Annotated in this window: 14 protein-coding genes and 1 tRNA gene; 5 read left to right on the top strand and 10 right to left on the bottom strand. The window is 72.3% G+C overall.

The window, feature by feature from the left end; all coding sequences use genetic code 11:
• Positions 1–4: 4 nt before the first annotated feature.
• The gene (locus tag ACZ61E_RS20950; protein ID WP_078076432.1) at positions 5–217 is read right to left on the bottom strand and encodes a hypothetical protein; all 213 of its coding nucleotides are present in this window, start codon (positions 215–217) and stop codon (positions 5–7) included.
• A 175-nt stretch (positions 218–392) separates the two neighbouring features.
• Between ACZ61E_RS20950 and ACZ61E_RS20955 the strand changes: the two genes are divergently transcribed.
• Entirely contained in the window at positions 393–599 is a 207-nt protein-coding gene (locus ACZ61E_RS20955; protein ID WP_469701344.1) for an antitoxin, read from the top strand.
• A 160-nt stretch (positions 600–759) separates the two neighbouring features.
• Here ACZ61E_RS20955 and ACZ61E_RS20960 read toward each other — a convergent pair whose 3' ends face one another.
• Entirely contained in the window at positions 760–1,191 is a 432-nt protein-coding gene (locus ACZ61E_RS20960; protein WP_469701345.1) for a VOC family protein, read from the bottom strand.
• 79 nt (positions 1,192–1,270) lie between these two features.
• Between ACZ61E_RS20960 and ACZ61E_RS20965 the strand changes: the two genes are divergently transcribed.
• On the top strand, positions 1,271–1,867 hold the full coding sequence (locus ACZ61E_RS20965) for a TetR/AcrR family transcriptional regulator (RefSeq protein ID WP_469701346.1): 597 nt from the start codon (positions 1,271–1,273) through the stop codon (positions 1,865–1,867).
• A 501-nt stretch (positions 1,868–2,368) separates the two neighbouring features.
• Here ACZ61E_RS20965 and ACZ61E_RS20970 read toward each other — a convergent pair.
• Positions 2,369–4,075 carry a hypothetical protein gene (locus ACZ61E_RS20970; RefSeq protein ID WP_469701347.1) on the bottom strand — a complete coding sequence of 569 codons (1,707 nt, stop codon included), beginning with the start codon at positions 4,073–4,075 and terminating at the stop codon, positions 2,369–2,371.
• Positions 4,076–4,492: 417 nt separating this feature from the next.
• Here ACZ61E_RS20970 and ACZ61E_RS20975 point away from each other — a divergent pair, with 417 nt between their 5' ends.
• Positions 4,493–5,320 carry a PP2C family protein-serine/threonine phosphatase gene (locus ACZ61E_RS20975; protein ID WP_469701348.1) on the top strand — a complete coding sequence of 276 codons (828 nt, stop codon included), beginning with the start codon at positions 4,493–4,495 and terminating at the stop codon, positions 5,318–5,320.
• Between the two features lie 56 nt (positions 5,321–5,376).
• Positions 5,377–6,360 (top strand): MASE1 domain-containing protein, encoded by a 984-nt coding sequence (locus tag ACZ61E_RS20980; protein WP_469701349.1) that lies wholly within the window; start codon positions 5,377–5,379, stop codon positions 6,358–6,360.
• Positions 6,361–6,408: 48 nt separating this feature from the next.
• Here the strand turns inward: ACZ61E_RS20980 and ACZ61E_RS20985 are convergent, their stop codons facing one another.
• The 7 genes from ACZ61E_RS20985 to ACZ61E_RS21015 all read right to left on the bottom strand — a co-directional run bounded on the left by ACZ61E_RS20985 (position 6,409) and on the right by ACZ61E_RS21015 (position 11,417).
• The gene (locus ACZ61E_RS20985) at positions 6,409–6,705 is read right to left on the bottom strand and encodes a hypothetical protein (RefSeq protein ID WP_469701350.1); all 297 of its coding nucleotides are present in this window, start codon (positions 6,703–6,705) and stop codon (positions 6,409–6,411) included.
• 147 nt (positions 6,706–6,852) lie between these two features.
• Positions 6,853–6,928 (bottom strand) — tRNA-Lys (locus tag ACZ61E_RS20990).
• 157 nt (positions 6,929–7,085) lie between these two features.
• Positions 7,086–9,164: a DEAD/DEAH box helicase gene (locus ACZ61E_RS20995; protein WP_469701402.1), complete on the bottom strand. Its 2,079-nt coding sequence runs from the start codon at positions 9,162–9,164 to the stop codon at positions 7,086–7,088.
• A 233-nt stretch (positions 9,165–9,397) separates the two neighbouring features.
• Positions 9,398–9,997, bottom strand: a complete 600-nt coding sequence (locus tag ACZ61E_RS21000) for a hypothetical protein (protein ID WP_469701351.1) — start codon at positions 9,995–9,997, stop codon at positions 9,398–9,400.
• 147 nt (positions 9,998–10,144) lie between these two features.
• Positions 10,145–10,498: a fluoride efflux transporter CrcB gene (gene crcB, locus ACZ61E_RS21005; RefSeq protein WP_469701352.1), complete on the bottom strand. Its 354-nt coding sequence runs from the start codon at positions 10,496–10,498 to the stop codon at positions 10,145–10,147.
• A complete protein-coding gene (locus ACZ61E_RS21010; protein ID WP_469701403.1) occupies positions 10,495–10,995 on the bottom strand; it encodes a fluoride efflux transporter FluC in 501 nt (166 codons plus the stop codon). The genes crcB and ACZ61E_RS21010 overlap by 4 nt, the downstream gene beginning before the upstream one ends.
• Before the next feature lie 44 nt (positions 10,996–11,039).
• Positions 11,040–11,417 carry a metallopeptidase family protein gene (locus ACZ61E_RS21015; RefSeq protein ID WP_469701353.1) on the bottom strand — a complete coding sequence of 126 codons (378 nt, stop codon included), beginning with the start codon at positions 11,415–11,417 and terminating at the stop codon, positions 11,040–11,042.
• 84 nt (positions 11,418–11,501) lie between these two features.
• Between ACZ61E_RS21015 and ACZ61E_RS21020 the strand changes: the two genes are divergently transcribed.
• Positions 11,502–13,145 (top strand): metallophosphoesterase family protein, encoded by a 1,644-nt coding sequence (locus ACZ61E_RS21020; protein ID WP_469701354.1) that lies wholly within the window; start codon positions 11,502–11,504, stop codon positions 13,143–13,145.
• Positions 13,146–13,222 lie beyond the last annotated feature (77 nt).

The raw sequence follows: 13,222 nt of genomic DNA on the forward strand, positions 1-13,222 counted from the left end.
CGGTTCAGCCCGAGCCGTACTCGTGCGGCAGCCCGCCCTGCCACTCGACCCAGGCGGGATCGTCGAGCAGCTCCCACGCGTCGGGCAGCCCGGCGAGCCGCAGGAATTCGATCAGATGGTCGTCGTTGTGCGCGAGTCCCATGATCCGGCCGCGGACGGTGACGCGCCGGCCGCCCGTCCCGGACGGCCGGTGCACGACGATCGGTGTGTCACTCATACGGTCAAGAGTGCGACTCCCGCGCCCCGGGCGCAGCCTCGGGGTCAGGTCTTTGCCCGGGGATCACCGCGAAATGAACCGGTTAAGGACCCTTGGGGGCACTTTGTCGCCCCCGGATGCGGGATACGACACACCCCCCGATGCTGGGAGGTGAACCCACTAGGGAGGACGAGTCATGTCGATGCTCGACAAGCTCAAGGGCCTGGTCAAGGGCCACGAGGACACCGTGCGCAAAGGTGTCGACAAGGCCGGTGACGCCGTCGACAGGAAGACCGGCGACAAGTACAGGAGCCAGGTCGACACGGCTCAGGCGAAGCTCAACGAACAGCTCGGTTCCCGGGAGCGGCCCACGCCCGGCGACGACCGCCCGCCGCGGAGCTGACCCCCGGAGCCGGTCCGTACGACCCGCACCAGCCGGATGATCCGTACGGAACGCGGCCCGCGACGCCCCGCCGAAGGCCCCGACCGCTCCCCTGCGCCGGTCGGGGCCTTCGTACGCGCCGGACGGCCCGCGTTCCGTGCGGCCGGATCCGCCGGATCCGCTAGATCCGCGCCCCGTCGGAGCCCACGTACTGCTCCGCGAACTCCCCCACCGGCTCGATCGGCGTGATGACGTCGATCAGCACCCCGGCGGGGTCGGCCACGATGAAGTGCCGCTGCCCGAAGTCCTCGCTGCGCAGCGGGAGTACGGGGGTCAGCCCCGCACCGTCGACGAGCCGCTCCCACTCCGCGTCCACGTCCGCCACCTCGAAGTTGAGGAGGAGACCCCGGACGGGTCTGCCGTAGCCCTCGGGCAGCGTCGGGTGGCCGGGGTCGAGGAGCGCGAGCTCGTACGGGACGGTCCCCGGACGTCGCAGGCTCACGTACCAGTCGGCCTCGAACGTCGTCTCGAAGCCCAGAAACCGGGTGTAGAAGTCCCGGCACTCCCGGAGCCTCGTGGTGGCGATCACGGGATAGAAGCTGGTCAGCTCCATGACGCATTCCTTTCGCATACCATCGGTACGCGAATGACGCTATTCGCATACCGTCGGTATGTCAATGGAGGGGAGCGCGATGCCGCAGGAGCACGGGGCCAGGGCCCGGCAGCGGGAGCAGACCAGACTGACCCTGCTGCGCGAGGGCCGCAGGCTCTTCGCGGAGGTCGGGTACGGCGCGGTGAGCCTCGCGGAGATCGTCACCGCCGCCGGTGTGACCAAGGGGGCGCTCTACCACCACTTCGACGGCAAGACCGCGCTGTTCCGGGCCGTACTGGAGGACGTCCAGGGCGAGGTGGGCCGGCGCGTCGCGGGGGCGGCCGACGCACGGACCGATTCCTGGGAGCAACTGGTGGCGGGCTGCCAGGAGTTCATCACCGCCACGACAGCCCCCGACATCCAGCGGATCATGCTCGTCGACGGGCCCGCCGTACTGGGCTGGACCGAGTGGCGGGCGATGGACGAGGCGTCGTCGGCCCGCCATCTGACGGAGGCGCTGACCGCGCTCGTGGACGAGGGTGTCATCGCCGCCCAGCCGGTGGCGCCCCTCGCCCATCTGCTGTCGGGCGCGATGAACGAGGCGGCCCTGTGGCTGGCGACCTCGGCCGACCCTGCGGACCTCACCGACACGCGGGCGGCGTTGGGCCGGCTCCTCGACGCGCTGCGGGCCGGCTGACGGACCGCCGGACGTCCGGCGGCGAGAGCCGGGTCCGCCCCGCGCCCCTGACCCGCGACGGACTGCCCGGACCCGCCCGGGTTCGGTACGGCCCGGACCCGCCGCACGGTCCGGGCAGTACCGGTTTCCGTACGGCCCGGGCGGTTCCGCGCGGGCCCGCGCAGGCCCCGGGGGGCCGGGTTCCGGGGGGCGCGCAGGCCCGCGCGGGTCCGGGCAGGTCCGGGCTCCCTACCGTCCGGGTAGGTCCGGGCTCCGTATGGCCCGCGCGGGTCCGCGCGGGTCCACGCAGGCCCCCGGGGGATCCGGGTAGGTCCGGGCTCGGTACCGTCCGGGCGGTTCCGGGCGGGTCCGAGTTCCGTACGGCCCGGGCGGGTCCGCGCGGGTCCGGGCTCCGTACGGCCCGGGCAGGTCCGGGCTGGCCGGGCTCCGTACCGTCCGGGCAGGCCCGCGCAGGTCCGGGGCGCGGCGTGGCCACCGCCCGGTGGCGGCGGCCACGCGGCGTCAGGTGGGGATGGGCTTGATCTTGCTGCAGTTCTTCCACTCCACCCACGGGCGGGCGCCGCCGCTCTTGGGCCCCGTGGCGTAGGTGGGATTCCCGGTGATCGTCTGGGTCTTCTCCTCATGGGTGATGTCGATCCCGAAGAGTTTGAACCCGAGGGTGAACTGCCCGGCGGAGATGCCGAATCCGATGCCCAGCGAGGCGTTCCACCAGTCGGTGTTGGCCTGGTAGTCGAGCCTGCTGAGCTTCCCCTTCTCGTGCAGGAGCCGTTCGAGCGGGCTCGCGTCGGGGCCCGGCACCTCGGCCGCGTCGGTGGGCGAGGGCAGCGGGTTCTTCGCGGGCTGGTCGCCGTTGCCGCGCAGCCAGTCCTCGACGAGGACGCTGTCGGCGTCGTTGTCGAGGATGAGTTCGGCCGTCTCGGTGTGGATCTTCGACTGGGTGGACCCGCCACCGCCGCCGACGTCGATCGTCACGGGACCGGCGTTGGCGCCTCCCTCGACCTTGACGCCCCCGCCACCGCCGGCCTCCTCGCTGGTGGTGATCATCAGCTTCTCCGGGCGGTGCGGCTTGCCGTCCGCCTCCTCCTGGTCGTACGTCGCCGCGTCGTAGGTGACCGCCACCTGCTGCATCCGCTCACCGGTCGCGACCCCGCCCACGCCGCCCGACCCCTTGACGGTGAAGGTGTAGACGAAGGTGATCTTCCCCGCGTTCGGTCCGGTGTGCGCACGCATGACGACGACGTCCTCGGTCATCGTGCCGTTGGCCAGCTCGCCGGAGATCTTGCCCAGATCCTTCGGGCCGTCGCCGGAGTCCTTGCCGCCCTTGCCGCCGCTCTTGAACTTCCCGCCGAAGTTCGCGTTGCCGGACGCCTCGACGCTGGTCTTGGTGATGTCGACGTCGGGGGCCTTCTCCGGCGGCAGATCGGGCTTCTTCTTGCCGGCGTGGTAACCGCAGATCATGCCGAGTTCGGAGGAACGGGGCCCGGCGGGGCGGGAGTTGCACTCGTCCTGGGCCTTCAGGTACTCGGTGAACTGCTTGGCGTCCGCCAGATTCAGCTCCAGGTCCTTCTGCGGATCGCCGGTCTTGTTCCCGGAGAACAGCCACTGTCCGCCGCTGCCGCTGCCCGCCAGATACGTACCGCTCAGCTTGGCGCTGCCGCCCCAGTCCTCCAGACCGCGGATGCCCGCGGAGATACTGGCCGTGACCCCGCCGCCGGTCTCGGTGATCCGCTCCAGGGTGACGGTGCCGTCGGACCACTGCTGGAGCTTGACCGTCTCCGAGCTGCTGATCTTGATGAAGAAGATCTGGACGACGACGGTGGTCTTGGTCTGCTCCTGGGACAGCAGACACCTCGTGGGCTCGAACGGGTCGCCGTTCGGTACGAAGGGGTCCCCGCCCTCGCCGCCCCCGCCACCCTCTCCCCCGTCCCCACCGTCCCCGCCGTCCGCGAAGTCGCCGGTGGCGCACGCCTCGTCCCCGCTCAGCGGGTGCAGGACGCGGCACACCGCGCTCTTCAGCCCGGTCGCCTCCTCCTCGGGCAGGCTCAGACCGACGACGGCGAGCACGATCATGGAGACGACCCCGAACACCGCGGCGTACTCCGCGCCGCTCTGCCCCCGGTCACGGTGGAGCGGATCGCCCCGTCTCCGTATCCGGTTCCGTATTCGCGGACGCGCCTGCCGCCACCGGAACCCGCGGGCCCTCTTCATCCGTTCTCCCACCTCACGCCGTCGTCTGCCACCCCCCGAGCGCGAGCAGCGTATGAGCAGGTCAGGGCCCATACGGCAGGGTCCACGGGCCCAGCACGGCCGCCACCACGGGCGAAGCGGCATACGTTCATCCGGCCGTTGACCGGCGACTCCTCGAAGGCCGCCGGATGTTCCCCGTACGTACGCCGTGGCCCCTCCGGCGGCCGTCCGACGGGCCGGCTCCGCGGCCGGCCGCCCCGGCCGCTACGGAGGGCGCTCCACGGGGTTGGGCCCCGGTGTGGGCCCGCGGGCCCTTCGGTCCGGCGCCTCCCGCGTACGCGCGCTACGGCCCGGCGGCTACCGGCCGTACGCGCCAGGTGGCGGCGACCGGGCTAGGGTTTAAGGCAAGCGATCGCAACGCGGAACGCCGGGGACGCCATGAGCCGAGACCGCAGAGAGCCGGACAGCACCCAGGAACTCCTCGTCACGCTCGGGCGCCTCGTCGACCAGGCGATGGAGAACATCAGGCTCCAGCAGGCACGGGCGGAGCTGGGCATGGCGCTCCAGCGGCATATGCTCCCCTCCCATCTGCCCGACTTTCCGGGCGTCCGGCTCGCGGCCCGGTACTCGCCCTCCCAGGACGGTCTCGCGGTCGGCGGCGACTTCTACGACGCCTTCCCGATGAGCGACGGGGTGGCGGGGATGGCCATCGGCGATGTGCAGGGCCACGGGGTGGAGGCCGCCGCCTTCATGGGAGAGGCCCGCGCCAGCCTCCGGGCCCTGGCCAGTGTGACCCGTGACCCGGGGCAGGTGCTGGCCAGCGCCAACGACCTGCTGATCTCACTCGGCACCGATCTCTTCACCACCTGTTGCCTGCTGGGCTTCGCCCCGGGGACCGGCGATCTCGCCATCGCCAGGGCGGGCCACGTACCGATGGTGTGGGGCACCGACTCGGGCGATTCGGGTGTCTCCCTGGACTCCGGCGGGGTCCCGCTGGGGGTGCTGCCCGGCCAGAAGTACCCGGTGGTCCACCGGCGTCTGACGGAACCCGGTTACCTCGTCCTGGTGACCGACGGCGTCGTGGAAGGGCCCGTCTTCCCGCTGGAGGACGGCCTCGACGAGGTGGCCGGGCTCGTGGGCGCCGGACGCGGTGTCGCACCCGACATCCTGGCGTCGCGGGTGATCGGAGTCGCGGACCGCACCGGGCACGACGACGACGCCGCCGTTCTCGTCGTCCGCCACGGCGGCCCGGCCGGCGCCCGGTAGAGCGCCGTCAGCACGGTGGGACCGGCGCGTCCGTCCGGCCCGGGGGACCCGGGGTGGTGTCTGATGCTGATGTGGTGGACAGCTCACAGCTCCGGCGGCACAGACCCACCGCCCTGACGATCCTGGCGGTCGCCGCCCTCTACTACGCGACCGCCCGGCTGGGGCTGCTCCAGCAGCTGGTGCGCGGTCAGGTCACGCCCCTGTGGCCGCCGACCGGTATCTCGGTGGCCGCCCTGCTCCTGTTCGGCAAGCGCGTCTGGCCCGGCATCGCCGTCGGCGCCCTCGCGGTCAACGTCACCATCAGCCCCACGGCCTGGTCCGTACTGGCGATCGTCGCCGGCAACACCCTCGCCCCGGTCTGCTCCTACCTGCTGCTGCACCGCGCCGGCTTCCACAACGACCTCGACCGGCTGCGCGACGCGGTGGCCCTGGTGTTCCTCGGCGCCCTGGGACCGATGCTGATCAGCGCGACCGTCGGCAGCGGCACGCTCTTCCTCTCGGGCGCCCTGTCGGCCGACGGCTTCTGGCCCACCTGGTCCGTGTGGTGGACGGGCGACGCCATGGGCGTACTGGTCGTCACCCCTTTCCTGCTCGTGATCCGATGGGCCCGGTGGCCACCCGCCGTCGGGCTCCTGGTCTGGGCCGAGGCGGCGGCGCTCGCGGCGTGCACCCTGGCCGTGACCTACCTGGCCACCAACGCGGCCAGCTCGTCCCTGCTCTTCCTCGTCTTCCCGTTCCTGATCTGGGCCTCGTTCCGCTTCGAACGCGCGGGCGCCGCACCGTGCGCCCTGGCCGTCTCCACGCTCGCGATCCTCGCCTCGGGCCGGATGACCGGCCCCTTCGAAGACCACAATCTGCTGACCAACATGGTCACGCTCCAGGCGTTCAACGGCACGGTCTCGCTCACCGCCCTGGTCCTCACGGCGGTGGTCACCGAACGCAACCGCACCCACGAGGAGATCGAGCGCCTCTGCGCGCAGCTCTCCCACGCGGTCACCCGCCAGTCCACACAGCCGCGCCGCGTCCCTCCGAACTCCTGAGCCCTCGGGCCCCTGAGCCGGGACCTCACCGGGCCCGGGTGGATGGCGCTACTTCCAGGGGATTACCTGGATGCCGTCTTCGCGCACGGTGGTGGTGTCGTTCAGCCGACCGATGTCGAACAGCGCGGCGGCGACGGTCTCCCGCGCTCTGCTCTTCGCCTCTTCGTCGTCGGCGGTCTCGACCACAAGGTTGAACGTGATGTCCCCGGCGTCGTCTCGCCAGGAGAGGCTGCCTCGGGAACCGCGGGGGTCGTAGGGCGCGAGGGCCGTGTTCAGGTCGCTCAGTACGTTCTTCGTGGGCCCGTCGGTGAAGTGGACGGGCACGCCGGCGAGGTAGTAGGTCATGCCGGAACGCACTCCTCTCGGGTAGGTGCCCCGCGGCGCGAGAACCCTTCCTCGCCCGGTCATCGGGCCATGCGTCGCGACGATCTCCGGAATCCGCCCCCCAGAGGGGGAAGACCACGGCGATACAGCTCCCCAGCTGGGCTTTCCTGGTAGGCCGTGTGGGACTCGAACCCACAACCAACGGATTAAAAGTCCGCTGCTCTGCCAATTGAGCTAACGGCCCTCGGCGAGTCATCCACGAGCATAGCCCGCCCGGGGCGGCGAGCCGATCGGGTATCCCCCGGTGGTGGTGCGGAGGGGTGGATCAGGGGGTACGGGGCGGGGCCCCTGCCGCAGCCGGTGGGTGCGGTAGGGGCCCCGTCGTGTCAGGTGTCGGGCCGTCAGCCGTTGCGCTTCCAGCGCGGCTTGTCGTCGCGGCGGCCGAACGAGCCCGTGCCCGTGCCGGTCGTGCCTCCGCGGTGGTCGTCGCGGCGGCCCGAGGGGCGGTCGTGGCCACCGGAGCGGAAGCCGCCCGAGGGACGGTCGTCGCGGCGGTCGCGGTTGAACGGGCGGTCACCGGTGGGACGGTGCTCGCGGCGCTCGAAGGGGCGGGCGCCGTCGCGGCGGTCGTCGCGGCGGTCGCGGTTGAAGCCGCCTTCCTTGCGGTCGTCGCGGCGGAAGCCACCGGCCGGACGGTCGTCACGGCGCTGGAAACCGCCACCGGCGGGCCGGTCGTCGCGGCGCTGGAAGCCACCGCGGTCGCGGTCGTTGCGGTCGCGGTTGAAGCCGCCCCGATCGCCACCGCGGTCGTCACGGCGCTGGAAACCGCCACGGTCACCGCCGCCGTCGCGAGGGGTGTAACCCCGGGCGCCACCACGGCCACTGCGCTCACCGCGGTCGTCACGACGCTCGTCCCTGCGGTCGTCCCGGCGGGCGTAGTTGCCGCGCTCGTCGCGGGGCGTCTGCGCCGGTACGGCGGCGGCTGCCGCCGCCTCCTCGATGGCCGCCGCGGCCTCGGCCGTGACCTCCGCCACCGCCGCCTCCGGGTCGTCCCCGCGCTCACGCGCGGCGCGGGCGACGAGGCGGTCGGCCTCCTCGCGCAGCTCGCCGGCGCGGCGCTGGAGGCGCTCCAGCTCCTTGGTCAGGTCGGCGACCTCGCGCTCCGCCTGCTTGGCGGAGTTGTTCGCGGAGTCGGCCTGGACCTCGGTCAGCGAACGGGCGCCGGTGATCTCGGCGACCTCCGGCTCGAACGCGCCGGCCCCGGCGACCATGTGACGCGCGGCGTCGACGCCCGCGTCCTCCATCAGCCGGAAGATCTGGCGGCGCTGGTGCGGCAGGGCCAGCGAGACGACGACGCCGGACTTGCCGGCGCGCGCCGTACGGCCCGAGCGGTGCAGGTAGTCCTTGTGGTCACCGGCCGGGTCCACGTTCAGGACCAGGTCGATGCCGTCGACGTGGATACCGCGGGCGGCCACGTCGGTCGCGACGAGCGCGTTGACGTGACCCTCCTTGAAGTCGGCCAGCGTGCGGGTGCGCGCGCCCTGCGTCATGCCGCCGTGCAGCGCGTCCGCCTTCACACCCGAGTCGCGGAGCTGCTCGGCGATACGGTCGGCGCCGAGCTGCGTACGGACGAAGATGATCGTGCGGCCCTTGCGCGCGGCGATCGCCGCCGTGACCGGCGCCTTGTCCTTGGGCTTCACGACGAGCACGTGGTGGCTCATGGTCGTGACGTTGCCCTGCGCGCTGTCGACCTCGTGGTGCACGGGGTTCTTCAGGTAGCGCTTGACGAGCGTGCTGATCTCGTTCTCCATCGTGGCGGAGAAGAGCATGCGCTGGCCGCCGGCCGGCACCTGGTCGAGCAGTTCGGTGACCTCGGGCAGGAAGCCCAGGTCGGACATCTGGTCGGCCTCGTCGAGGATCGCGATCCGGACGTTCTCCAGCGAGCAGGCGCCGCGGTTGATGATGTCGCGCAGCCGGCCGGGGGTGGCGACGAGGACGTCGACGCCGCGCTCCAGCGCGTAGATCTGGTTGCCCATCGACGTACCGCCGCAGACGACCTTCATCTTCAGGCCGAGCACGTCGCCGTACGGCTGAAGGGCGTCGGCGACCTGCATCGCCAGCTCGCGGGTCGGGGTCAGGATGACGCCGCGGGGCTTCTTCTTCTCGGTGTGGCCGTCGGCGAGGGTGGACAGCAGCGGCAGACCGAAGGAGAGGGTCTTGCCGGAGCCGGTGCGGCCACGGCCCAGGATGTCCTTGCCGGCCAGGGCGTCCGGGATGGTCGCGGCCTGGATCGGGAAGGGCGCGACGACGCCGTTCTGGGCGAGCTTGCGGACGATTCCTTCGGGCAACCCCAGGTCGCCGAAGGTGATTTCGGGGGTCTTCGGGGCCTCGGGGGAGGCGGTGGCCTCGGCCGTCTCCGCCGCGATGGGCTCGACGTTCCCGACGCTCTGGATCGAGTCGTCGAAGTCGTGCTCGGGCATGACGGCGCGGTCAGTACTGGAAATGGACATGCGAAATGCGAAACCTTCCGGAGTCTCGGCACGCGCCCAAACTCCGTGATTCGCAAATCGACCGCCTCAATGCGGTCAGCCACGGCAAGGGAGAGTACGCGCCACGCGGCGCTCTTCTGTGTCGGCGCCGGGCAATGATCAAACGATCTACTACCATACGCACCGCTCCCCCTCCCTGGCAAACCGCTTCCGTACGATCCGCGTCACACCGGCCCCAGCTGGGGTGAAGCCGTCGGCTCCTTCCGCATCCCGGCACCGTCGCCCGGCGACAGCGCGCTCGTCCGTACGTCCGCCATCGGGGAGGCCGACGGCGGCTCCGCCGGCCCGCTCGGCTCGGGCGGTGCCGGGGGCTCCGGGTCCGGGGCCGGCGGAGGCGGCTCGGAGGGCGCCGGCGGGGTCCTGGTCGGCTGTTCCGCGGGCGGCACCTCGCCGCCCGGCGGCTTCGGGGCGGGGGGCAGCGGCTTGCCGTCGGGGCCCTTGGACGGCTCGGCCGACGGGTCGTCCGGCGCCTCGGGGTCGCCCGGCTTCCCCTTCCCACCGCGCCCGCCGGTGTCTTCGGCGCCTTTCGGACCGGCGCCGCCGCGGTCGTCGGCCGGCCGGGTCGCGCCGGTGTCGGCCGCCGTACCGCCGTCCTGTTCGGCCGCGGCCCCGCTGCGCTCGGCCGATCGCGAGGGGGCCGGCTTCCCCTCGTCGTGGCCGACGCTCATGCAGCCGGTGGCGGTGGCGACCGCCACCGATGTGACGATCCAGACGGCGAGACGGCCGGAGGCGGACAGACGGCCTGGGGCGGGCAACTGGCGCACGCGGGCACCTCCGGGGGCGTGGAGCGGCTCACCCCACCGACGAACGCCCGGCGGCGGGGATTGATTGCCCTGCCCAACTTCCTTTTCCCCACGGGGGACACGCTCCCCGGGGCCCAACCGAGTCACGGCAGCCCCACGGGCGCCCCCTCAGAGCGCGCCCAGCTCCCAGCCGGCCCACACCGCGCCCAGGCCCACCAGCAGCGACGCCGAGACGTACGCGCCGGCCAGCAGCCCCTTCCCGCGCTCGGCCAGCCGCAGCGTCTCGTAGGAGAAGGTCGAGTACGTCGTGAGCGCCCCGCACAGCCCCGTACCGACGAGGGCGTACGCCGCCGAGGACACCGTCGCCCCGGCGAGCAGCCCCAGCACCAGACTCCCCGCCACGTTCACGGCGAACGTGCCCCAGGGGAACAGGGTCTCGTGCCAGGTCTGCACCGTACGGTCCGTCAGATAGCGCAGCGGCGCGCCGATCGCGCCGCCCACGACGACCAGCAGCCAGTTCACGGCGCCGCCCCCCGCCCCGCCACCGGCCCCACCAGGCGCCGCGTCACCGTGGCCGTGAGCCAGACCGCCGCCATCGCGCCCACGAGCGTCGCGGCCGCGTACCCGAGGGCGGCGGGCGCCTCCCCGTGCCGCACCAGCCGCAGGAAGTCCAGCGTGTACGTCGAGAACGTGGTGAAGCCGCCCAGTACCCCCACCCCGAGGAACGGCCGCAGCAGCGGATGCGCCGACCAGCCGCCCTCGGCGACCAGCACCATGAGGACACCGATCAGGCCGCAGCCCACGACGTTCACCAGGAACGTCGTCCAGGGGAAGGCGCCGTCGGCGGTGGGCCACAGCCGCTCGGCCCCGTACCGCGCCGTCGCGCCGGCCGCGCCGCCCGCCGAGATGACGGCCAGCACCTGCCAGAGCCGGTGCCCGGCCGTCTCGGCGCGCTGGCCGGGCACCCGCAGATCGACGTCCGGGTCGACCGGTTCCAGCGGCGGGTCCGCCGGCTCCAGAGGCAGGTCGACCGGCTCCGGGGACGGGTCCCCCGGATCCCCGCTCACCCGTACCCCAGCTCGTGCAGCCGCTCGTCGTCGATCCCGAAGTGGTGCGCGATCTCGTGCACCACCGTGATCTCCGTCTCCGCCACCACGTCCTCGCGCGTCTCGCACATCCGCAGCGTCGGCCCCCGGTAGATCGTGATCCGGTCCGGCAGCACCCCCGCGTACCACTCGCCGCGGTCGGTCAGCGGAGTGCCCTCGTAGAGCCCGAGCAGATCGGGGTCGAAGTCCTCGCCCGACTCCTTCGCCGCGGCGGGATCCGGCTCGTCCTCCACGAATACCGCGACGTTGTCCATCAGCCGCATAAGCTCCGGCGGAACGCGGTCCAGCGCCTCGGCCACCAGCTCTTCGAACTCCTCGCGCGTCATCTCCAGCACCCGGCCATTGTCACGCAGGTCACCCGGATCGGGGAAAGGCGGTGCCCACGCATGATCGCCCGCCGCTCCGGGCATACGCGATCAATGGCCCGCGACGTACGCCGTGTCCCGTTCCGTGCCGCGATCTCCGCGATCAGCCGAATGCGGCGGCACTACCGATCCCGCGGCGAGGGCCCGACCAGCGTCCTCGTCAGCTCCCCGCACCCGTACACCCGCGCGCTCGGCCTGGTCGCCGTCGTCCTGTTCGGCGCCTGGCTCGGGCTGCTGATCGTCGGCAGTGTGCGGACCCCGGTCGGCCCCATGGACACGAAGATGACCCTGCGGCCCTCCCTCACCGGTGGCACGAAGATCAACGTCTCGCCGCTGGGGGCGCTCGAACTCGACTCCCACACGGCCCCGATCCGGCTGGACGTGGACGTCGACCAGCTCGACCCGGTCCGCTCACAGGCCCTGGTCGAGCACCCCGAACGCCTCGCCGGACTCCAGGCGGAGGTCGGGAACGACGTCGCGGCGGGTACGACGGAGCTGGCCGTACGGTCCTGTGTCGCCGTCGTCTCGGGCGCCACCGCCCTCGGCCTGGCCGTCTACCGCCGCCCGCGCCGCGCGCTGGCCGCCGGCGGCCTGGCGCTCGCGCTGCTGAGCGCGGCCGGTATCACCGCGTTCGCGACCTGGAACCCGAAGTCCGTGCTGGAGCCCCGCTTCTCCGGGCTGCTCTCGTCGGCCCCGCAGGTGGTCGGCAGCGCGCGCTCGATCGTCACCGAATTCGACGTCTACCAGAAGGAGTTGGCGCGGCTCGTCACCAATGTGACCAAGCTGTACGACGCCACGTCGACGCTGCCCTCGTACCAGCCGGACCCCGGCACCCTGCGCGTCCTCCAGGTCTCCGACATCCATCTCAACCCGGCGGCCTGGCACATCATCGGCTCGCTCGTGGAGCAGTACAAGATCGATCTCATCATCGACTCCGGCGACACGATGGACCACGGCTCCGCCGCCGAGAACAGCTTCCTCGACCCCATCCCCGATCTCGGCGCCCCGTACGTCTGGGTACGCGGCAACCACGACTCGGCCGACACCCAGAAGTACCTGTCGGGCCTGAAGAACGTCCATGTCCTCGACAACGGCCGCGCCGTCACCGTCGCCGGGATCCGGGTCGCGGGCACGGGCGACCCGCAGTTCACCCCGGACCGCTCGCTGGCCAGGGGCGGTGACCCGGCCGAGGAGATGGCGGGCGTACGGCTCGCGTCGGCCATCCGTGACCAGGAGCGGGCGGGCACCCCGGTGGACATCGCCGTCGCGCACAACCCGACGGCGGCCAGGGAGACCGACGGCACCGTCCCGCTCGTGCTGGCCGGCCATGTCCACCGCCGCGAGACGGAGATCATGCCGTTGGGTACGCGGCTGAAGGTCGAGGGTTCGACGGGCGGCGGCGGGCTGCGCGCCGTGCAGAACGACGAGCCGGAGAAAGTGCGGGCCTCGCTGCTCTATCTGGACAGTTCGACGAAGCGGCTCCAGGCGTGGGACGAGATCACGCTGGGCGGTCTGGGGCTGACGACGGCGGAGGTCAGCCGTCATCTTCCGGAGGAGGCGGGCGTACCGGGTACGGACCCGTCGCCGTCGGGTTCACCGTCGGGTTCACCGGTCGGTTCACCGCCCGGATCGCCTCCGGCGTCCCGCCCGGACGAACCGCCCGCGCCCGCCTCCGGCTCCCCCTCCCCCGGCCGGTGAACCGACCGGTAAGCCGTTCCGGTAAACCGTTTTGGCGATAGGTCCCCGCATCCCATATGCTTCTCACGTCCCCGACG

It is taken from the genome of Streptomyces sp. NPDC104581 (genome assembly GCF_055583685.1).

Coding starts and splice junctions, on each gene's coding strand:
- ACZ61E_RS20950 (WP_078076432.1), bottom strand. CDS start 217: ATGAGTGACACACCGATCGTCGTGCACCGGCCGTCCGGGACGGGCGGC.
- ACZ61E_RS20955 (WP_469701344.1), top strand. CDS start 393: ATGTCGATGCTCGACAAGCTCAAGGGCCTGGTCAAGGGCCACGAGGAC.
- ACZ61E_RS20960 (WP_469701345.1), bottom strand. CDS start 1,191: ATGGAGCTGACCAGCTTCTATCCCGTGATCGCCACCACGAGGCTCCGG.
- ACZ61E_RS20965 (WP_469701346.1), top strand. CDS start 1,271: ATGCCGCAGGAGCACGGGGCCAGGGCCCGGCAGCGGGAGCAGACCAGA.
- ACZ61E_RS20970 (WP_469701347.1), bottom strand. CDS start 4,075: ATGAAGAGGGCCCGCGGGTTCCGGTGGCGGCAGGCGCGTCCGCGAATA.
- ACZ61E_RS20975 (WP_469701348.1), top strand. CDS start 4,493: ATGAGCCGAGACCGCAGAGAGCCGGACAGCACCCAGGAACTCCTCGTC.
- ACZ61E_RS20985 (WP_469701350.1), bottom strand. CDS start 6,705: ATGACCTACTACCTCGCCGGCGTGCCCGTCCACTTCACCGACGGGCCC.
- ACZ61E_RS20995 (WP_469701402.1), bottom strand. CDS start 9,164: ATGCCCGAGCACGACTTCGACGACTCGATCCAGAGCGTCGGGAACGTC.
- ACZ61E_RS21020 (WP_469701354.1), top strand. CDS start 11,502: ATGGCCCGCGACGTACGCCGTGTCCCGTTCCGTGCCGCGATCTCCGCG.